This is a genomic window from Aporhodopirellula aestuarii (genome assembly GCF_023701485.1).
Classification (GTDB): Bacteria; Planctomycetota; Planctomycetia; order Pirellulales; family Pirellulaceae; genus Rhodopirellula; species Rhodopirellula aestuarii.
Window position 1 is genome coordinate 21,462 of record NZ_JAMQBK010000061.1, and the last position, 20,678, is coordinate 42,139.

Sequence of the window (20,678 nt, forward strand, 5' to 3'; positions counted from 1 at the left end):
GGTTTACCCACCTTTTCTGTTCGCGCGTGAGTGCATGTTCATGTCCGGTCCCGACGACGACGCAATCCTCCGTTCGATCCGGTTGTTCCGGGAGGCGCTTGAGCAAACCCGATCTTTGTATGTGGAGGCGGGGGAGATTGCCGAAGGCAGCTACGGCTGGCTCGCCGGTGGCGACGGCCTTTCCGCCGGCGTAACTGCATCGCCCGAGTCGGTGAGCATGGCGGCCCAGATGGATGATTTGCATCAGGGCTTCGTGATGAAGATTTTTGCCGAAACCCTGCCCAATCCACGCGCCCAAACGTTGGAGCAGAGGCAACTCGGTCGCATCTTGCTCGAACACATCTGGCATCAACCGGTGATGGGGACAAAGCTACACGAAGCCATCGATTGGTTGATCACCACCGCACAAGACTTGTCTTGGTACGAGGTCACGCGTCCGTTCTTAGAGTTGCCGTCGTTACGTGATTCATGGGGCGAGGTGGAAACGATGGCGGCCCGTCTGGCGACGATGATCGCTGTCGTGGACGGACGTGAGGACAACGCCGATCGCGAACGAATTCGTCACATTCAAACCGAATTGGAAGCCGCCAAAGCCATGTCGCGGCAGCACGCTCCCGAGACCAGTGCGTCCACGCCTGATGTTCCGTCTCCGCAAACGACGGATCACCAAGCCGATATCGATCACGCACGCGACGCGATCGCGTGGTTGCGGAGCGAAGCCAAACGTCTGCGTGAGGGTACCGAGGATCGCGGCGGGATCACGAAAGACGCCGCCGTGAAAGCGACGCCGACGGTGGTCGGGGGCGGAGGCTCGTCGGCGGCGCCAAAACCGCCGAAAAAAGAGTCGACCGAGGCGGCCGCCGATGAACGAACTCCGGAGCAACGGTTGGCTGACGCGAGGGCGAAGCTCGATCGGCTGATCGGGCTCGATGCAATCAAGAACCAAATTCAAACGCTCGCGAATTTCCTCAATATGGAACGTAAACGCGAAGAAGTTGGGTTGCCAACAACCCGGCCGAGTTTGCACATGGCGTTTGTCGGGAATCCCGGTACCGGCAAGACCACGGTCGCTCGTATCATCGCGGAAATCTACGGCGCCCTCGGCGTGTTGACGAAAGGGCATCTTGTCGAGACCGATCGCAGCGGATTGGTGGCGGAGTACGCGGGGCAAACCGGTCCGAAAACCAACGCCAAGATCGATGAGGCCCTCGACGGTGTGTTGTTCATCGACGAAGCCTACACGTTGGTCGATGAAGACGGCCAAGATCAATACGGCCGCGAAGCTGTTCAAACGCTACTCAAACGGATGGAAGATCAACGAGACCGCTTGGTCGTGATTCTCGCGGGATACCCGCGTGAAATGACGCGGATGATCCGCAGCAATCCGGGATTGAGTTCACGAGTCGGCACCACTATGCATTTTGACGACTACGATCCCGAGGCGTTGTGTCGGATCTATGAATTGATCGCCGCGAAAGCAAAGTACGAGTTGCCGACCGAGACACGGCGGCGATTGCTACGCGGGTTTACACATTTGTATTTCAATCGCGATCGTCATTTCGGCAACGGGCGGACGTCCCGGAATTCGTTTGAACGCAGCGTGCGGAGACTAGCCAATCGGATCGCCGAGGCTCCCGAAATCACGCGAGAATTGCTGGTCACGATGCTACCCGAAGATATCGAAGTGCCCGATATCACGGACCAGCAATTGGATCTGTTGGCGAAACCAGACGGAATGATTCGTGTGTTGTGTAGCCAGTGCGAATCACCTCAAGTCGTCGACGATTGCAATCTGGGCTGCGAAGTAACGTGCGCTTCATGTAGCGAATCGTTTTCGGTGAGTTGGGGCAGTCCAGTGATCGATGTCAAAATCCCCGAAGCGGTCGAGTCGGAATCGTCGAATGAGGCTTCTTTAAGGTCCGATGAAGATAGTGGGTCGTGATTGTGAAGTCTTGTTCAGCTTTTTGAATTGCGATTGCCACCGCCCCAGCATCCGAAACAATCCACAGAAAATACTTAACCAGTTTCTGTATCCTTTCGGACGAATCTCATAGTGATCCACCTCACGAATCCTCAACCGCGACGATGTTCTGGCGGCTTCACGCTGATCGAAATGTTAGTCGTGATTTCCATCATCGGTATTCTCGCGGCGTTGTTATTGCCTGCGGTTTCAAAGGCTCGCGAGAGTGCTCGCGCGGCCCAGTGTCAGAGTAACCTCAAGCAATTCGGAATCGGCTTGATCGGTCGCACCGTGAGCGAACCCAACGGGGAGTTCTGTAGCGGTGCGTTCGATCCCGAAAGGGACGGCGTTCCGACGGAAGTGGGTTGGGTGGCGGATTTGGTACGACGTGGGATTCTGGTCAGTCAAATGCGATGCACCAGTAATCCGGCTCAGTCGAGCAAAGCGATCGAGTTTATGCTGACCGAAAATGCCGCAAGCTTTACCGGGGGCGGATGCGTCGATTTGTTGGGCAACGAACCTTATACCAGCGACACCGGATACACGATTTACAATGTCTGCCGGATGATCGCGGGCAACACGGCATCCTCACCACCAGCACCGCCGAGCACGCCACCGATCGCCGCCTCGACGACTGATCGATCCGAGATCGTCAATCAGAAGATGCTCGAAGAGGGTTACGACACCAACTATGCGGCGTCGTGGTTCCTCGTTCGCGGCGGTTTGGTGTTCGACGAGAACGGCAACCCTGCGGCAAAGGATTCTTCGTGTGGTATCGATATCAAGACCCGGAACGTGACCCGCGGTCCGCTGACGACACGTTTTCTCGACAGTTCACGTGCGCCCGCGAACACCGTGCCGCTGCTTTGCGATTCATCCGCAATTGGTGTGCTGACAAACGGTGCAGGGGAACTGCAGTCGGGAACACCCTACACGACTCCGATCGTCGGCGGTGCGGTGTTGCATCGCAATGAAGTCGATACGACCGGTGACGGCAGTCCCGACACGCCCATCGGTTCAGTCGCTCACCTGTCGTCGCCGAAATTGCTTTCACCGCCGGTCTTCCGCGTTCCCACCGGTCGCTCCGGTGTAACCGGTTGGTTAAAGACATGGAGTTATGATACGCGTCAGGATTACCGCGGCATGTCGGCACACCACAACGGCATCTGTCATGTGTTGATGGCCGACGGCAGCGTCCAGGCGATCGTCGATTCTAACGACGATGCGTTCATCAACAACGGTTTCCCGATCACCACCGGGTTTTGGACGTCGGCTGACAACGAAGCACCCGACCTCGTTCTGGCGAGTTATTACTCGCTCAACAGCAAGGGCGAAGAATAGGTTTCAATCGCTCACGTCGTGTTAGGCCAGTTTGGCTTCTTCGGACGCAATCATTTGCCTGAGGATCTCGTCGAGCGAAACTCGGATATCCCATTCCGGGTAATCGCGGCGCAGTTTGCTGAGATCGCTGATGTAACAGATGTGGTCACCTTTGCGGTTGTCGTCGCCGAGGCTCCAGTCGATTTCGTGGCCTGAGATTTCTTTGATCTTGGCGATGCATTCCAGCACGCTGGCGGCGTTCTCACGCCCGCCGCCGATGTTGTAAACCTCACCCGGACGCGGGTTTTTGGAGAACGCCTCGAACGCCTTCACGACGTCGCTGCATTCGATTTGGTCGCGAACCTGTTTGCCTTTGTAGCCGAAGATCGTGTACGGTTTGCCGGCCACTGCCACATGGACGAGGTAGCTGAGGAAGCCGTGAAGTTCGACGCCGCTATGGCTCGCTCCGGTAAGGCATCCGCCGCGAAAGATACCGGTCTTGATGCCGAAGTATTTGCCGTATTCCTGCGCCACGACGTCCGCAGCGGTTTTCGATGCACCGAAGAGAGAGTGCATCGTTTGGTCGATGCGGCACGATTCACTGATGCCATTGTAGTCCGCTTCGTCGGCATACTCCCAGCGTGTTTCGAGTTCTTTGAGTGGCAGTTCGTTGGGCGCGTCACCGTAGACTTTGTTTGTGCTCATGTGGCAGAACACGGCTTCGGGAGCATATTGGCGAGTCGCTTCGAGGAGGTTCAGCGTTCCGTTCGCGTTGACCTCGAAATCCAAAAACGGGATCGCTGCTGCTTTGTCGTGGGACGGTTGCGCCGCACAGTGGATGACGAGGTCCGGTGGTTCTTTTGCGAATAGCGCCAGTACCCCTTCGCGGTCACGGATGTCCAACACAACGGTTCGAAAGTTGGTCGTTTCGGCTTCGAGGCGGCTTTGGTTCCACCGCGTGCTGCCGTCGGGGCCGAAGAACGTGGCCCGCATGTCGTTGTCGATACCGATGACCTCATCACCGAGGGCATCCCAGTGACGTACGGCGGCCGAACCGATCAGGCCGCTGGATCCGGTGACAATAACGCGCATATCAAACAAATCGGTGAAAGCGAGGAGCAGGAAAGGAGGGCTGTTAGTCTAGTTGCACACTCCATTTCCAAAAGCCCGGTCGCCGAAAGTTCGCGTCTTGCCGCCAAAGCGAGGTTGGGATTGTGCGTTATGCGGCCTGTGCGTGGGGACGTACCGCAGCGGTTTCTTCGAAAATTTCTCGGATCGCGATGGCCTGTTCGGCGGCCGGTTGTGACAGGTCCAAAAAAAGAATCCTCCGGCCTCGGATTTCACACCAAGTACTGCCGGCCCCGCCGAGGGGTTCGCCGCGGATTTCAAACCCGTAATTGCGAGCGATTTTGGTCATCCGTTGGAGCCGCTGAAGTACGTTTTCATCAGCCTTTTCGCTCAGTTCTTGGAGGTGAGTTCTCATCGGCTCGGGCCAGTCGGAATGGGGGGCGTTAAGGTTTGCCGGTCGCTGAATCGGGATTTATCAGAAACGCAGGTTGCGCCGATAGATCCACTGAGGCCTAGTCGTGCCGACTTGCCCGCCTCGGCTTCGCAACCGTTCTCCCCACCGCACACTTTGCCTAATCATGCCGGATCCACGAACCGCCGTCCGTCCTTTGCAACAACCCGCCACCCCACGAGCGGCCCAGGAGGCGGTGTCGGGTGGTGAGGCGGAATTTCGTGCGATGAAGGAACAGGTGCGGCACCTGCAAAGTCTCGCATCGCTGGGCGAGTTGACCGGGACGGCGACTCACGAATTTAACAACGTGTTGATGACGGTCATCAATTACGCCAAGCTGGGGTTGCGGAACCAGGACACCGCCAGCCGTGACAAAGCACTCACGAAAATCCTCGAGGCGTCCGAACGGGCGGCCAAAATCACCAACACCATTCTCGCTCAAGCCCGCAACCGCAGCGATGCCAAAGAACCAACCGACATCGTTGCGTTGGTGAAAGACACGCTCGTGCTGATGGAGCGGGAGATGCACAAATACCGGATCTCCGTGGAGTTGGATTTGGCAGAAGGGTTGCCGATGATTTCTGCTAGCGGGAATCAAATCCAGCGTTTGCTGCTGAACCTAATGACCAACGCGCGCCAGGCGATGGGCGAAGGCGGGACGTTGATGGTTCGCGTCGCCGCCGGTCGATCCGAGGACGCCTCTTCTTCTCACGCAACCAGGATCGAATTGACGGTTCGTGACACCGGCGCTGGGATTCCTGAAGACGTCTTGCCTCGTATCTTTGATCCGTTCTTTTCAACCAAGGCGGGGCCGGACGAGTCGGGCAAAGGGGGCACCGGTTTGGGCCTCGCCGCATGTAAAGAAATCATCGATGAACACGGTGGGCGCGTGCGTGTGGAAAGTTCGCTTGGTAGGGGGACAGCGTTTGTTATTTGGTTTCCGGTCACCTCCGCGAATCAAGCGGCTGCGTGATGGATAGCGGAATGGATCGCAAGGTTTCGATCGCGCCACATGCCATCGCATTAACGATAGCGGGGTCGGATCCGAGTGGGGGCGCGGGGTTGCAGGCCGATCTGAAAGCGTTCCAGCAAAACGGCGTCTACGGGATGTCCGTCGTGACTCTAATCACGGTGCAGAACACGCTCGGCGTCGGGCGGGTGGAAATGCTCTCCGCGGATCTCGTCTGTGAACAGTACGACGCGGTGATGTCTGACATCCCGCCACGAGTGATCAAAACGGGAGCGTTGGGCACCGGAGCGATTATTGCCGAAGTCGCAGCCCGTCTGAAAACATGCGGCTGTCCCATCGTTGTCGATCCCGTCATGGTTAGCAAACATGGTGCACCACTCGTCGACGATGCGGCTGTTATGGCCTATCGCGAGGTGATGTTGCCGTTGTCCACCTTGATCACACCGAACCGGTTTGAAGCCGAGCGTTTGCTCGATCGGAAAATCGGCAGCGACCTCGATGATTTGCTTGAGGCGACACAACAGCTCCAGGAGCTCGGTCCCGAGATGGTGCTGCTCAAGGCAGGTGAGTTCGACGGATCGCAGTTGCATCTCTTTTACTCGGGCGAAACCATCGTCACGCTGACGCTCGAACGGCACCGTACGGATTGCACGCAAGGTGCAGGTTGTTCGCTCGCCGCGACGATTGCGGCGCGGATCGCGCTGTCATCGCCCGAAGAAGACCTCGCCAAGCGAACGCGAGCGGCGGTCGACTTTGGCATTGCCGCGGTGAACCATGCGATCCGCTTTGCACCGAAGTACGGCAACGGATGCGGTCCGATCGAGTCTCGGTTGCTGCACATTGGCGACTGATCGTCACGGGCCGGTGGCGACCCGCCGCTGAAGCCGCGGCGGGTAAGCGTCGGGCGGGCAGGTCACGCCGAACGCGAGTTGAGCTACAGAATCGACGGTGCGACGATCAGCTCGCGGGCGATTTGGAACAGGTTGACGTGCCACTCGCCTTTTTTGGTCTGCTCATTGGGCGACCATTGCATCAGCAATTGGATCTTTTCTTTGACCCTGCCTGATGGGTCAACCCAATAAGTGTCGACGCGTTCCATGTTGTATTTGACGAACACACGTGGAGGTTCGGCGAGTTCCCACGGGATGTCAGGTCCCGCGGCTTGAATGATGTCGATGAGCCCGTTGTCGCCCTCTGCTTCCATCGATTCTTTCGCGATCGGATCCTTCGAATAGGCCTGTTTGAGGTTCATCTCGGTCAATTGGCGGTTGCGAGCTTCTTTGCGAAGTTCTAGTGCGAGTTCCGCGTCACCGCGGCCGACGAGTTCGAGATATTCCTTCGCGAAATAGACTGCTTGATTGCCCATCGTGCGGTTTTTGGCGAGCGGGATGGTGATCCCCGCGGCGCCAAATCCCGTCGCGAGGATCAAGCCGATCACCGCCGCCGTGGTTCCGGCGGGACGTTGTCCCGTCCATTTTCGCATCGCGACGAGGCCGAAAATGATTGCTGCGATCGGCAGGACCAGCATTTGCCAGGCGACCAAGGCCGAAAAACTAAGCAGTCCTAAGATCAGGCACACCAGTCCGCTGCTGCGAAACGGCGGCACGTCATCATCGCTGAGGACCTCGTACCCGACTTCGGCGCCCATCTTCGGGATCGCGAACCCGTCACTCGGTTTGGCCTGGTCAGTGGATTTGGGGGTGGTGAGGAAATTAGCGGGAAGGCTGGCTTTCTCTTCAGAATCTGTCATGAGACGCGCGGCAGGATGGATCGAGCATAAAACGGAAAGAAACAGAACCGCGTTACGCAGCGATTCTCCGAATGGTTTGCTCATTGTCGCCGTTATGGCGAGAAAGTCCCAGTCGCTCTGCGAGGAACTCCGCCGACCGCCGGGACGCACCCGGCAATCCGTACTCGTCCCGCAGTTTCGCCAGATCCGATTGGACCCGGCGATAATAGAATTGGTCGTGGAGCATCGCCCGTATCGTTTCATGCAAGAAATCGATCGCAGGCTCCACGTCACCCACCGAAACGAACTCCGGGAACACCTTTCGACCGGCCATCAAATTGGGCAAAGTCACGCTGTCAACGCGGAGAACCCGTTTGCCGACGGCGTGTAAGATGCGCCCGACGCGGTAGATTACCGCAGCGGGAGTGCCACGTGCCATCAATTCAAGGCTAACCGAACCGCTCACCATCATCGCGCAGTGGGCCGCTTCGATGACTTCCGAGGTGCGGTCTACGAAGAAATCGATGGGTAACGCCCGGTCCGCTTCGGTCAATTGGTCGCGGCACCAGAGGCAATGGCGGTCGCGATAGGCTGCGACAGCGTAGCGAACGTCGGTTTGCACCGCGTCGCGTTTTCCCGTCCCCTCTGGTTTCCCTGTTCCCTTGGGGCTCCCTGCCTCCTGCGCCTGCAGGCGGCGGATCGTTTCGAGCATGATCGGAAAATTACGTTGGACTTCGTGGTCACGCGATCCCGGCAGCACCGCGACCGTTCGCACGGCGGCATCGTCGTCGCCTGTATGTGTTGATCCGGTTTGGCAATTCAGTTGCCGCATGGAGTCGGTGTCCAGCTTCTTCTCAGCGACCGCGTCGAAAAAGGGGTGCCCAACAAATGAGACCGGGATGCCATGGTCACCGAAGAAGGTTGTTTCGATGGGCAGGACGGTCATCACGTGGTCCACGCTCCGGCGCATCTTCCTTACCCGCCACGCACCCCACGCCCACAATTGGGGCGGACAGTAGTAATACACCGGGATGCCGTATTTCTTAGCGCGTTTGGCGATGTGCCAGTTGAATCCGGGGAAATCGACCAAAACGACGCCGTCGACGCTTCCGCTGGCAAAAGTTTGTTCGGCTTGATCGGCAAAGCGAAAGAATGACCGGAGTTTCGGCAGCACCTCAACCAATCCGACCACCGCGTGTCGCGTCAGGTCGAGGTCGAGCGAACAACCGGCGGCTTGCATTTCCGGCCCGCCAAAGCCTCGGCAACGGACCGATTCGGTTCCGTAATGACCGCGCAGTTCGGCGATCAGACGAGCCGCATGTTGGTCGCCGCTGGGTTCCCCAACTGAAAAAAAGAGTGTCTTGCTCACCGCGTTTGCCTTCGCCAACCTGAGTGCTTCCATTCCAACAGAGCCCCTCCCGTTCGGAAAACGGTCCCTATCGGTACCGCATCAGCCGCGCGGACCGCAAGAGACAATGCACGGTGGCGGCTCGCGGCGTCCCAAAGTCATAAGGAATGATGAAATGAGACGGGCGTGTCGCAAATGGGTATTTTCATGTCGCAATCTGTTTAGGGTTCGAGCTGAGCAAGGTTTAGATTGGGGGCGTAGGTAATTCAGTAGTGGTTGTTCCACGCCCATAAGAGCTGTTTTTTGAGTGGTGAATGCTGGTCGTATGTTCCCCGCTGGGTGTCCGCGGCACGGTGGCTCAGCAAGCGTGTCGTCTCGGCTCCATACCCGGATCACCAAACGACGCAGCGGAGAATGCATCGGTCATTCTCGTGGGGGAGTCATTTGCGGGCGGTGCATTAACACGGATGGGGCATTGGAAAGGCGGCAAATCATCGAAGGCGAGTCTATGAAATTACGAACGAGCACCGAATCGGCTTGGTTTTTGATCGCGGCGTTGGTCGTCGCGCAAGCCATCGTGGGTTCGGAGTTCGCTGCCGCTGATCGCCCAAACGTGATTCTGATCATGACCGACGATCAGGGCTACGGTGACCTTTCGTGCCACGGCAATCCGATTTTGTCGACTCCGAATTTGGATCGTTTGCATTCCGAGTCGGTCCGACTGACCGATTTCCACGTCAGTCCTCTCTGTGCACCCACTCGTGCGGGGGTGATGACGGGACGCTATCCGGCACGCACCGGTGCGTATCGAGCGGGCAGTGGTCGTTCGTTGATGCATCCTGACGAGGTCACGATTGCTAACATCTTTGATGCTGCGGGCTACGCGACTGGCATGATCGGTAAGTGGCACTTGGGCGACAACGCTCCGCACCGTCCGCAAGATCGCGGGTTCCAGGACGTCGTTTGGCATCGATCCGGCGAGGTCGGCCAAGCGTCAGATTATTGGGGCAACGATTACTTCGATGACACGTACGAGCGAAACGGCAGCATGGAACGATTTGAGGGTTACTGCACCGACGTGTGGTTCTCGGAATCAATTCGTTTCATTGAGGAAAACCGACATCGGCCGTTTTTTCTGTACCTGGCGACCAATGCACCCCATCGTCCCTATCTCGTTGATCCACAGTGGAGCGAACCGTACCGTGGGATTGCCAATTGGAGCGATGGTGATCAATTCTACGGAATGATCGCCAATGTCGATCACAACCTGGGCGTCTTGCGAGAACGCCTGGAAGCCTTGGGACTGGCCGAAAACACCATCCTGGTTTTTATGACGGACAACGGTACCGAGTGTGGCGGTCACTTCGAGGGATTGGACTCGGAGGCGATCGAGGGATTCAACGCCGGGATGCGTGGTAAAAGCTTATCCATCTACGAGGGCGGCCACCGCGTCCCATTTTTCATCCGTTGGCCCGACGGCGGAATTGAGGGTGGTCGAGATTGTTCTTCGCTCGCGGCCCATATCGATGTGCTGCCGACAATTGCGGAGTTGTGCGAGATCGAGGTGTCTCATCACGATCACCTCGACGGAATTTCGTTTGCTAAACAATTGACCGATGATGGTCCCTCGCCGCATCGTGATCATTTGGTCGTGCAGTTGCATGGCGGACCTTATTTTGACGAAACACCCAAGCCCTGGGAGTATGCCTGCGTATTAAAAGATCGATGGCGATTGATCAACGGAAGCGAACTTTATGACATTGAGAAGGATCCTGCCCAGCGAACTGACGTCGCTTCGTCGCACTCCGACGTCGTCGCGGAAATGCGTGAGCGGTACGTGACGTTCTGGGAGTTGGTCTCTCGTCAAATGTTCCCCGTCGCGATTGATATAGGCAATCCCGCCGACAACCCGACGACGTTGTGCAGCCAGGATTGGTATCTGAAGAAGGGAATTCCGCCATCGAATTTCGCTAGCATTAAAGAACTGCCGAGGGTGGTCGGGCCGTGGAACGTGAACGTCTATCAGGCCGGGCTGTACCGTTTGACGTTACGTCAGTTGCCCGTCGAAGCGGACCGTCCCGTCGTGGCGGTGCGAGCCAGAGTCAAGATCGCGGGACATCAATATGATGCAGACGTGCTGCCCGATAGCCGAGGCGTCAAGTTTGAAATGATCCTCCCCGCAGGACAAACCCAACTATGGACCTACCTTTTCGACGAAAACGGGAGGGCTGGTGGAGCCTATTTCACCGAGGTAGAACGGTTGACACATACACCAAGAACTGAACGAAAATGAATCCAATGAAAATCTTTGTGGCCCCGTTTGTTTTGATCTGTGTTTCGCTGGGAGTGGTTTCGGCCGCTGACATCTACGTCAGTCCCGCCGGGAGCGATAACAATCCCGGGACGCAAGTTGCGCCGGTTGTCTCACTCGAGAAAGCGAAGTCGCTCGCGCAGCCGTTGGCCGGTAAAGAATCCGTCACGGTGCACGTTGCCGATGGTGTTTACTATCTCCCAACGACACTGGTCTTCACACCGGATGATTCGGGCACGGCCGAGTACCCGGTTGTGTTTGCCGCAATCAACGAAGGCGGTGCGGTGCTGAGTGGTGGCAGTCAATTGGATCTCGATTGGAAGCCGTTCCGCGACGGCGTCTTCATGGCGAAGACGCAGTCGGGGCTTGAGATCGATCAATTGTTTGTCAACGGAACGAACCAGCGGATGGCACGCTATCCGAATTACGACGCCTCCAAAAAAACGGCTGCTTACCAGGGCTTTGCTGCGGATGCGTTTTCGAAAGAACGGGCCGCCGGTTGGGCGGATCCGACGGGCGGATTCATTCATGCGATGCATAAATCTCGCTGGGGAGGCTATCACTATCAGATCACCGGAAAGAGTGATGACGGTGAGGTGACCTACGAAGGCGGATGGCAGAACAACCGGCCCTCGGGAATGCATCGCGACTTTCGGATGGTCGAAAACATTTTTGAGGAACTCGATGCTCCGGGCGAGTGGTATCACGATTCCGATGAAAACACTCTGTACTACAAGCCGGATGGCGACGTCGATCTGACATCGGCGATCGTGGAAGTCGTTCGGCTGCGACACCTGATCGAATTCCAAGGCAGCGAATCGGCTCCGGTTAAGTTCGTCACCTTGAAAGGTTTCGTTGTTCGGCACGCCGCGCGAACTTTCATGGATACCAAAGAGCCGCTCCTGCGAAGCGATTGGGCGATCTATCGCGGTGGTTCGATTTTCTTGACGGGTACCGAAGACGTTCAAATTCTGGATGCGGAGTTTGATCAAGTTGGAGGGAACGCAGTCTTTTTTAGCAACTACAACCGCCGTGCACTCGTGAAGGGCTGTCACATCCACGACGTCGGGGCCAGTGGAGTATGTTTCGTCGGCGATCCCGATGCGGTACGCGATCCGCTGTTCGGCTATGGCCAGAAAAACGATCTGACCAAAATCGACCGCACGCCTGGACCGAAGACAAACAATTACCCTTCTGACTCTGTCGTGGCGGATTGCCTGATCCATGGGATCGGCCGCGTCGAGCGTCAGCCCGCGGGCGTGTTGATCGAAATGGCGTCAAGAATCACGGTTCGTGATTGCTCGATTTATGATTGTGCCCGCGCGGGCATTAATATCGGTGACGGGGCGTGGGGCGGTCATTTGATCGAACGATGCGATGTTTTCGATACCGTTCAAGAAACTCACGATCACGGTTCGTTTAATTCATGGGGACGCGACCGTTATTGGCGAAGTGACCGATCAGCTTCGCAAGATGCGGTGGACAAAGATCCGAACTTGCCGTTCCTCGACGCCGTCGAAACGACCGTGATCCGAAACAGCCGCTGGCGATGCGATCATGGTTGGGATATCGATTTGGACGACGGTTCGTCGAACTATGACATCTATAACAACCTGATGCTTGCCGGTGGATTGAAGCTACGTGAAGGGTTCCGGCGTCATGCGTGGAACAATATCACCGTTAATAACGGCTTCCATCCGCACGTTTGGTATAACGACAGCGGCGACGAAGTCCATTCGAATATCTTCATGGCGGCCTCTCGTGGGGCGCGGATGCCGACTGAGGAGGCGAAAGGCAAACGTGTCGACGGCAATTTGTTCTACTCGCCCGATCCGAACGCTAAGGACCGGTATGCAAAATTCGGTTGGGAAGCCAATTCAGTGGTGGGTGATCCATTGTTCGTGGATCCCGCGAACGGCGACTTCCGTGTCCGCGAAGGCTCGCCGGCCTTACAAGTTGGGTTCGAAAATTTCCCGATGGATCAGTTCGGTGTTAAAAAGCCATCACTGAAAGCAATCGCCGAAACTCCAGTCATTCCACCGTTGATTACGGAGACGGCCGAGCGTCCCAGTCAATCTCAGCCGATGACCGCCACCGACATCCCGGTGTATTGGTTGGGTGCCAAGATTCATTCGCTCAGCGGCGAAGAGTTTTCCGCGTTTGGCGTTCGCAAAGAAGATGGAGGCGTTGCCTTGTCTCAAGTCGGTGACGACACCGCGGCCGCCAATGCCGGACTGCAGGAGAGCGACTTGATCCAAGCCGTCAATGGCAAGTCGGTCAAGGACGTTCCACAATTCTTGGCCGCGTACTGCAGCGCAGGCGATGCACCGCTGACCCTGAAGGTCATTCGCGATCAAGAACCGATGAAATTGGAAGTAGCCAGCGGAGCGTATGTGGCGGTCGAATCGATCGGGCGCGGCGACCAATTCTCAACGCTCGCACCTCCGAGTTCACGCGATGGTGTGGTGTCTTCAAGCGAACCGACTAACAACAGTCCGCTGAGCGTTTTGGTCGATGGTCAATTGGTTGACGGGTACGGTCCGGTCTTTGGCAACGGTGTCTATCTCGGGGTTTACCGCATGGATCTTGGCAGCTCCAAAGCGGTCTCGGCAATCACCAGTTGGAGTGCGAACCACAACGGAAACCGCGGTGCTCAAAAGCTGACCATCTACGGCAGCAACTCAGAGCGAAACCCGGGTTGGGATTTGAGCGACCGGAAGCGATTCGCGCCGTTGGGAACAATCGATACCACTTCGCTCAAGGGCAATGCGTTCAACGCCGCGTCCTTGCGTGCACGGTCCGGGGAATCGTTGGGAACGTTCCGGTGGATTTGCTGGCAGACCGTTCCAGTGACCGACAAAGCTGAGAACACGGCATTCCAAGAACTCGCTGTGCAATGATGCCGAGCGGTTGCTATTGCGTTACACGTGATCGTTGAGACGGTTCGTTCGAGAGGTTTCTTCTCGGACAGAGGCGTTTGGGCAGAGACGTTTGTTACCCATCTGTCGCAAAAGCGTAGTATTGTGTCGCAAATGGGAGTCGGGTCGCGGGGAACGGCATTTACACTTAGGGCATGTTTAAGGAAGGATTGGTTCCCCAGCCGTCTCCGGGCTTCCGAGTAAAAAACGTCTGCCGGACAAGTGTTCACCTGTTTCCTGCGGAGCGAGGCAGTGTGTCATGACCCTGGTCTGGGACTTCGTCACCGGCTCGGAACGCGTCGTCTCTTTGGGGACGCAATCGGTGCCGCAAATCAAGAGTGCCTGCGACCTTGCGTCAGCAAAAATAGCCGTTGCGGCGAATTCATTGGTCGGTTCGATCGGTTTCAATAGAGAGTCTTTCCGAAAGGGAATCCTTTCGGGATTCATAGGGACTATACGCACGCGACAGGATCGTCGCGGTAACGGGCAGGACGCCCGTGCGTTCCTTCAAAACACGTTCTCCAACGCAACGCGAGAGTGGTTTCCGCGGGCCGCCATGATGGTAACTCGCAGTTTTGACCGGTTTGGAGGGCGTTGCCTTAACCTACCACGTGGCCAGAAATGAATTCCCTCGCCCCTAAGCAAACATGTCTCTCTCGGCGAACCGGATTCAAGTGCGCCGCCGTAGGACTTCTTTCGGCCGGGATTCCAGCTTTCGCGAATGGTGCGGGACGTGAACAGACGGATTCTGAGTCCACGCCCAACGCTGTTGACCGCACTACGACCAAAAAAGGAATCTGCGGCAAGGGCAGCAACTGCGAATTGACGCGTGCGAATTGGTATTACAACTGGTACTGGCAACCGACACCCGGCCAGCGTGACGCCGAGTTCGTTCCCATGATCAAAGGAAAGATCGACGCAATCGATCGCAGTTTCGCAAGAATCGAAACGCTCAAGAAATCTCACAAGATCACCCATCTCTTGGGCTTTAACGAACCCGACAGTGCGAAGCAGGGCAATACGAGCGTTGAGCGGGCGATCGAACTTTGGCCTCGGCTCATGGAAACGGAGTTGCGTTTGGGTAGCCCGGCGGTGACCGACAATCGTAGAGGCAAGGATTGGTTCAATGCGTTCATGCAAGCGGCGAAGCTAAAACGATTGCGAATCGATTTCATCGCCGTTCATCGTTACCCCAATGTTAAGGCGAACGGGAGCATCAAAGGGTTTCTGGCATCGTTGCAGAAGGTCTATGCAACCTATCGAAAGCCGATCTGGATCACCGAATTCGCAGGGCTGAATTTTGGTAGCAAGGATCGCAAGATGACCGTCAATGACAATCTTCGATTCATGCGACAGGTTTTGCCCGAACTCGAACGGCTTCCGTATGTCGAGCGGTATGCGTGGTTTTCCAGCGGGCCTCGGGACATCTCGAGCCTGTACGATCCCAGCCAACCGAGTGGACTGTCTCCGCTCGGAACCCTCTACCGAAATGCCGCGTCATGAAACGAAGTCTCTCAGTCGCGTGTCTGTCCCTCTTGCTTCTGATCGGCACCACGATCGGTGCAGCTTTCGCGACCGACGTTTCCGGCGATCCGCGCGCCGAGATGCCGAATGTCGTTGTGATCCTTGCGGATGATTTGGGCTACGGAGATCTCGGTTGTTACAACCCAGAGTCGCAAATTCCAACCCCCAACCTCGATCGCATGGCTGCCGAGGGTATGCGGTTTAGCGATGCTCACAGTCCGTGCACCGTTTGCACGCCGACCCGGTACAGTTTGATGACTGGGCAGATGGCGTTTCGCGTTCCCAACGGCGGGCGCGTATTCAGCGGCGCGGGCGGTCCCTCGTTGATCGCGTCCGAGCGTTTGACGTTGCCGGAAATGCTCCGTGACATCGGGTATACGACCGCGTGTTTTGGCAAATGGCATATCGGTCTCACGTTTCTCGATGAATCGGGAATGCCGATTCACGACGGCGGACCTGACGGGGTCAATCGGATTGATTACTCCCGCCGAATCGTAGGCGGTCCGGTCGACCACGGTTTCGATCATTTCTTTGGAACCGCATGCTGCCCAACAACGGACTGGTTGTACGCGTTTATCGATGGCGATCGCATTCCGGTGCCCCCCGTCGCCAAACTCGATCGCTCAACGCTGCCGCGGCACCCCTACGCCAACGATAATCGTCCCGGACAAGTGGCACCGGATTTTGATCTCGAGGAAGTCGACATGAAGTTCCTCGAGAAGAGCCAGGAGTTTCTGAAACGGCATCACGCTGAAACACCAGACAAGCCGTTCTTCCTGTTTCATTCGGCTCAAGCCGTTCACCTCCCTTCGTTTCCTGGCGATCAATTCAAAGGCAAAACGAAACTCGGCCCACACGGCGATTTTATCTTCGAACTGGACTACGTCGTCGGTGAACTGTTGCAAACCATCGAATCGTTGGGGATCGCGGACGACACCGTCGTGATTTTTACCAGCGACAACGGGCCCGAAGTCCCGACGATCTACAACATGCGTAAAGATTACGGCCACGACGGCGCACGGCCATGGCGTGGCGTGAAACGAGATAACTGGGAAGGCGGTCATCGTGTGCCGTTTATCGTTCGTTGGCCGGGACGCGTCCCCGCGGGCTCAACCTCGGATCAGCTCACCTCGTTGACCGACGTGTTTGCCACTGTGGCAGCCATCGTTGGGGAACGCGTACCTGACGACGCCGCCGAAGATAGCTTCAACATGTTGCCTGCGTGGTTACAGCAAGACGACAACCAATCGATTCGCCCATACGTATTGCAGCAAGGATTTTACGGCGATAGATCGCTCGCGATCCGTAGTGGCAAATGGAAATTGCTCGCCCACCAGGGATCCGGCGGCAATAACTACGAAAAACATCGGCTGTTGATGCAATACGCGTTGCCGGAATCGGCGCGGGAAGCACCCGGACAACTCTATGACCTCGAGTCCGATCCAGGGGAGACACGGAATTTGTATTTCGTCTACCCCGAAGTGACTGAGCGATTGGAGCAGACGTTAAAAAATTCGCTTAAGCTAGGGAGATCGGCTCCGTTGCACCAAGTGAGCAAGTCAAGCCAATGACAGAGCAAATCGCGGTGAATCGTCAAACGGCGATTCGCTCGATTGAAGTATGATATTTGTTGTCACGCTGGATCCCACCAGGGATCGGCGATGTAATGTGAACTCGACCTGAAATGAAAGCCATGTATTCAAAACTGTTTACCCTCGGTCTCTTATTACTCACCTTGGTTAGTCCGCTCGCGGCGGAAGACAAATCCGAGTCGAAAGAGGAACGCGATGCCCGTATGTCGTGGTGGCGCGAAGCCAAGTTTGGCATGTTTGTGCACTGGGGCGTCTATTCCACAACGGGCGGCGAATATAAAGGACAAAAGCTGCCAAACAGTGCCGAGTGGATGATGAATCGCGGGAAGATTCCGATCGCCGAATACGAGCAGTATGCGGCGCAATTCAACCCGACGAAGTTTGATGCCGACGAATTCGTCGCCCGCGCCAAGAACGCTGGCATGAAGTACTTGGTCATCACCGCAAAGCACCACGATGGCTTTTCGATGTTCGGTTCGCACGCCAGTCCGTACAACGTTGTCGATGCGACGCCGTTTGGACGTGACATCATGAAAGAGCTATCTGAAGCCTGTCAAAAACAAGGAATCCGTCTCGGTTTCTACTACTCCCAAGCCCAGGACTGGCATCATCCCGGCGGTATCGGAAATAACTGGGATAAAACAATCGAACGTGTCAGTAATGACGAGTACGTCAGTCAAAAAGCGGTACCCGAAGTTCGGCAATTGCTGACCGAGTACGGGCCGATCGGAATCTTCTGGTGGGACACCCCACGCAAGATGAGCGAAGAGTCGTTTAACAGTTTGCATTCGCTGACCAAGCTGATTCCCGACGTGATCACGAACGATCGTTTAGGCGACGACTTCCCCGGCGACTACAAGACATTCGAACGCCAAATCCCACGCGAAGCGCCCGTTGGTAAAGATTGGGAAGTGTGCATGCCGATCAGCGGCAGTTGGGGGTACAAGCTCGGCGACACCGATTTCAAGTCGACGACGACGCTGGTTCGCAATCTGATTGACATCGCCAGCAAAGGTGGCAACTACTTGCTCAACGTGAGCCCGACAGGCGAGGGGACACTGCTGCCGCAAGCGATTGAGCGTCTCGAACAGATTGGCGAGTGGATGAGCGTTAATAGCGAGTCGATTTACGGCACCACCGCCAGCCCCATTGGTGCGTTCGACTGGGGGCGATGCACGATGAAATCCGCTAAGTCGAATGATTCTGACGGCACCAATCACATCCTCTATCTCCACGTGTTTGACTGGCCCGCCGATGGCAAACTATCCGTTCCCGGGTTGAAGAATGAGGTGCGTGGTGCCCATCTCCTCGCCGATGGAACGGAACTGAAAACCGAATCGGTTGACGATGGTGTGGTCGTCTCGCTGCCCGCCCATGCTCCTGATGAGATCGCGAGCGTGATCGCACTGAAGGTTCGCGGCCCGTTGGAAACGTTCGTTCGCATTCCCACGCCCGATAAAAGCGGAGAGTTGGTGCTGACGGCGGACAAGGCCTACATTCACAACAACGAAGGAAGTAAAGAAGCCACGGTGCGTGAACACGATGGAATCTCGCACGTCGGCTATTGGCTCGACGACCATGCTTGGGTGCAGTGGGACATCAAGATTGACGAACCGGGGACGTATCAAGTGTCCGCGACGATGTCAGTCGAAGGGGACAAGACGAAATTTCATGTCGGCCCAGCGGGCGGTGAACTCGAAGCGGAAGTCGAATCGACGGGCGGGTATGGAAAGTATGTCGAACGTGACCTCGGCACGATCCAATTTGATAGCGCCGGTCCGACTAGCATCCAAGTCAAACCGGAAGCTGGACAATGGCAACCGATGAACCTTCGCCAAGTGAAATTGCAGCGAGTTGAGGACCAGAAATGAGTGATCGGCCACGATCCGTCTGGTACGCATTTTTTGCTCTTGGACTTCTCCTCGTTGGGGTCGGGAAGCCGTCGCTCCAGGCGGCCGATACCGCAACCGAGAAACCGCTCAATGTACTCTTCCTCGTGTCCGACGACCTGCGTCCGGAACTTGGTTGTTACGGCAATACCGTGATTCAAAGCCCCCACATTGATTCGCTTGCCAAGCGGGGCATCGTGTTTGAGCGAGCATACTGCCAGCAGGCGGTTTGCTCGCCTTCGCGTTCGAGCGTGATGACGGGGGTTCGCCCCGACACGAACAAAGTGTGGAATCTGACGACGCACTTTCGCAAAGCGATCCCGGATGTGATAACCCTACCGCAGTGGTTTAAAGAGCATGGATACGTCACGCGTGGGTTGGGGAAAATCTACCACGGCGATTTGCAGGACCCGCCGTCCTGGAGCGCGCGGGAACCCAGCGCATCGACCAAGGCGGGGCAGCCTGCAGGACGCGAGTTCCACACGCTCGTCAACCGCAACGAGACTCCTGAAACACCAATTCCGTTGACGAAAACCAATCGTGGCCAGGCGTTTCGAATCGCAAATGACCCGCCAAATAGCGGTGGCGAAAGCGAATTGGCGGATGAGGCGATCGAATCGTTACAAGAATTTGCGACTGCGTCCCAGCCGTTTTTTCTCGCCGTCGGTTTTCGCAAGCCACACCTCCCATTTGTATGCCCGAAAGCATATTGGGATCTGTATGACCCACAAAAAATTCCGCGAGCGACCAATCGATTCTTGCCTCGTGACGCTCCCGATTACGCGTTGGTCGAACGCAACGAGATGTGGAATTACAGCGGTGTCCCCGACACGAACGATCTGCCGGAAGAGTACGCACGACAGCTCAAGCATGGCTACTATGCCTGCGTCAGCTACATGGACGCACAGCTCGGCCGGGTGCTCGACGAACTCGATCGATTAGAGTTGACCGACAACACGATTGTCATCCTTTGGGGCGATCACGGTTGGAAATTGGGTGAGCACAATCGCTGGTGCAAACATAGCAACGTCGAAGACGACGCGCGGGCTCCGCTGGTGATCTCGGTACCGGGTATGAAGCATGCGGGGCGATCGACGAAGGCTCTTGTTGAGTTCGTTGACATCTACCCGACGCTTGTCGATCTCGCCAATCTGCCTTTGCCCGAGCATTTGGAAGGGACGTCGTTTCGACCGGTATTGGATCGCCCCGAGGAAACATGGAAGACCGCAGCGTTCAGCCAATACCCGCGGACGGTGAACGGGCGACGTTTGATGGGGTACTCGATGCGGACAGACCGTTATCGGTTCACTCGTTGGGTGCATATCGACGACCACACCAAGGTCGACGCTGAGGAACTTTATGATCATCAGACGGACCCGCAAGAGAATCAGAATGTCGCGGGCCAGGCGGGCTACTCCGAACTGTGTGAGACCCTCAGGAAGCAGTGGTTGGCAGGGTGGCAGGGAGCCGTTCCCCAAACCGCCGCGCATCCGTGACGCGACCGCGTGATCCTCGATTGAGCCGGTTGCGTTGCAAAGTGTGACGCAACCCCAACGCATCAATGCAAACTACCCAAGACGAAATCAACATGAGATTAT

At 56.6% G+C, this 20,678-nt stretch carries 14 protein-coding genes; 10 read left to right on the forward strand and 4 right to left on the reverse strand.

Annotation, left to right across the window (positions count from 1 at the left end; genetic code table 11):
- The first annotated feature begins 40 nt into the window (after positions 1-40).
- Positions 41-1,942 carry an AAA family ATPase gene (locus NB063_RS22740; protein ID WP_250931197.1) on the forward strand — a complete coding sequence of 634 codons (1,902 nt, stop codon included), beginning with the start codon at positions 41-43 and terminating at the stop codon, positions 1,940-1,942.
- A gap of 111 nt (positions 1,943-2,053) precedes the next feature.
- Positions 2,054-3,301: a DUF1559 family PulG-like putative transporter gene (locus NB063_RS22745; protein ID WP_322975279.1), complete on the forward strand. Its 1,248-nt coding sequence runs from the start codon at positions 2,054-2,056 to the stop codon at positions 3,299-3,301.
- 21 nt (positions 3,302-3,322) lie between these two features.
- Here NB063_RS22745 and NB063_RS22750 read toward each other — a convergent pair whose 3' ends face one another.
- Both NB063_RS22750 and NB063_RS22755 read right to left on the reverse strand, forming a co-directional pair.
- Positions 3,323-4,372: an NAD-dependent epimerase/dehydratase family protein gene (locus NB063_RS22750; RefSeq protein WP_250931198.1), complete on the reverse strand. Its 1,050-nt coding sequence runs from the start codon at positions 4,370-4,372 to the stop codon at positions 3,323-3,325.
- 127 nt (positions 4,373-4,499) lie between these two features.
- On the reverse strand, positions 4,500-4,763 hold the full coding sequence (locus tag NB063_RS22755) for a hypothetical protein (protein ID WP_250931199.1): 264 nt from the start codon (positions 4,761-4,763) through the stop codon (positions 4,500-4,502).
- Between the two features lie 163 nt (positions 4,764-4,926).
- Between NB063_RS22755 and NB063_RS22760 the strand changes: the two genes are divergently transcribed.
- Positions 4,927-5,772 (forward strand): sensor histidine kinase, encoded by an 846-nt coding sequence (locus NB063_RS22760; RefSeq protein ID WP_407652692.1) that lies wholly within the window; start codon positions 4,927-4,929, stop codon positions 5,770-5,772.
- A gap of 11 nt (positions 5,773-5,783) precedes the next feature.
- Positions 5,784-6,620: a bifunctional hydroxymethylpyrimidine kinase/phosphomethylpyrimidine kinase gene (gene thiD / locus NB063_RS22765; protein ID WP_250931200.1), complete on the forward strand. Its 837-nt coding sequence runs from the start codon at positions 5,784-5,786 to the stop codon at positions 6,618-6,620.
- A gap of 83 nt (positions 6,621-6,703) precedes the next feature.
- Here the strand turns inward: thiD and NB063_RS22770 are convergent, their stop codons facing one another.
- Positions 6,704-7,519: a DUF4190 domain-containing protein gene (locus NB063_RS22770; RefSeq protein WP_250931201.1), complete on the reverse strand. Its 816-nt coding sequence runs from the start codon at positions 7,517-7,519 to the stop codon at positions 6,704-6,706.
- A 52-nt stretch (positions 7,520-7,571) separates the two neighbouring features.
- Positions 7,572-8,867 (reverse strand): lipid-A-disaccharide synthase, encoded by a 1,296-nt coding sequence (locus NB063_RS22775; RefSeq protein ID WP_250931202.1) that lies wholly within the window; start codon positions 8,865-8,867, stop codon positions 7,572-7,574.
- Between the two features lie 487 nt (positions 8,868-9,354).
- Here NB063_RS22775 and NB063_RS22780 point away from each other — a divergent pair, with 487 nt between their 5' ends.
- From NB063_RS22780 to NB063_RS22805, 6 genes are all read left to right on the forward strand, one after another.
- Positions 9,355-11,139 carry an arylsulfatase gene (locus NB063_RS22780; RefSeq protein WP_250931203.1) on the forward strand — a complete coding sequence of 595 codons (1,785 nt, stop codon included), beginning with the start codon at positions 9,355-9,357 and terminating at the stop codon, positions 11,137-11,139.
- Positions 11,136-14,057 (forward strand): PDZ domain-containing protein, encoded by a 2,922-nt coding sequence (locus NB063_RS22785; protein ID WP_250931204.1) that lies wholly within the window; start codon positions 11,136-11,138, stop codon positions 14,055-14,057. The genes NB063_RS22780 and NB063_RS22785 overlap by 4 nt, the downstream gene beginning before the upstream one ends.
- Positions 14,058-14,696: 639 nt before the next feature.
- Positions 14,697-15,578, forward strand: a complete 882-nt coding sequence (locus tag NB063_RS22790) for a glycosyl hydrolase (protein ID WP_250931205.1) — start codon at positions 14,697-14,699, stop codon at positions 15,576-15,578.
- Positions 15,575-17,170, forward strand: coding sequence for a sulfatase family protein (locus tag NB063_RS22795; protein WP_250931206.1), 1,596 nt, complete (start codon positions 15,575-15,577; stop codon positions 17,168-17,170). Before NB063_RS22790 ends, NB063_RS22795 begins: the two co-directional genes overlap by 4 nt.
- Before the next feature lie 122 nt (positions 17,171-17,292).
- Positions 17,293-19,062, forward strand: coding sequence for an alpha-L-fucosidase (locus tag NB063_RS22800; RefSeq protein WP_250931207.1), 1,770 nt, complete (start codon positions 17,293-17,295; stop codon positions 19,060-19,062).
- A complete protein-coding gene (locus tag NB063_RS22805) occupies positions 19,059-20,576 on the forward strand; it encodes a sulfatase (protein WP_250931208.1) in 1,518 nt (505 codons plus the stop codon). The genes NB063_RS22800 and NB063_RS22805 overlap by 4 nt, the downstream gene beginning before the upstream one ends.
- Positions 20,577-20,678: the final 102 nt, after the last annotated feature.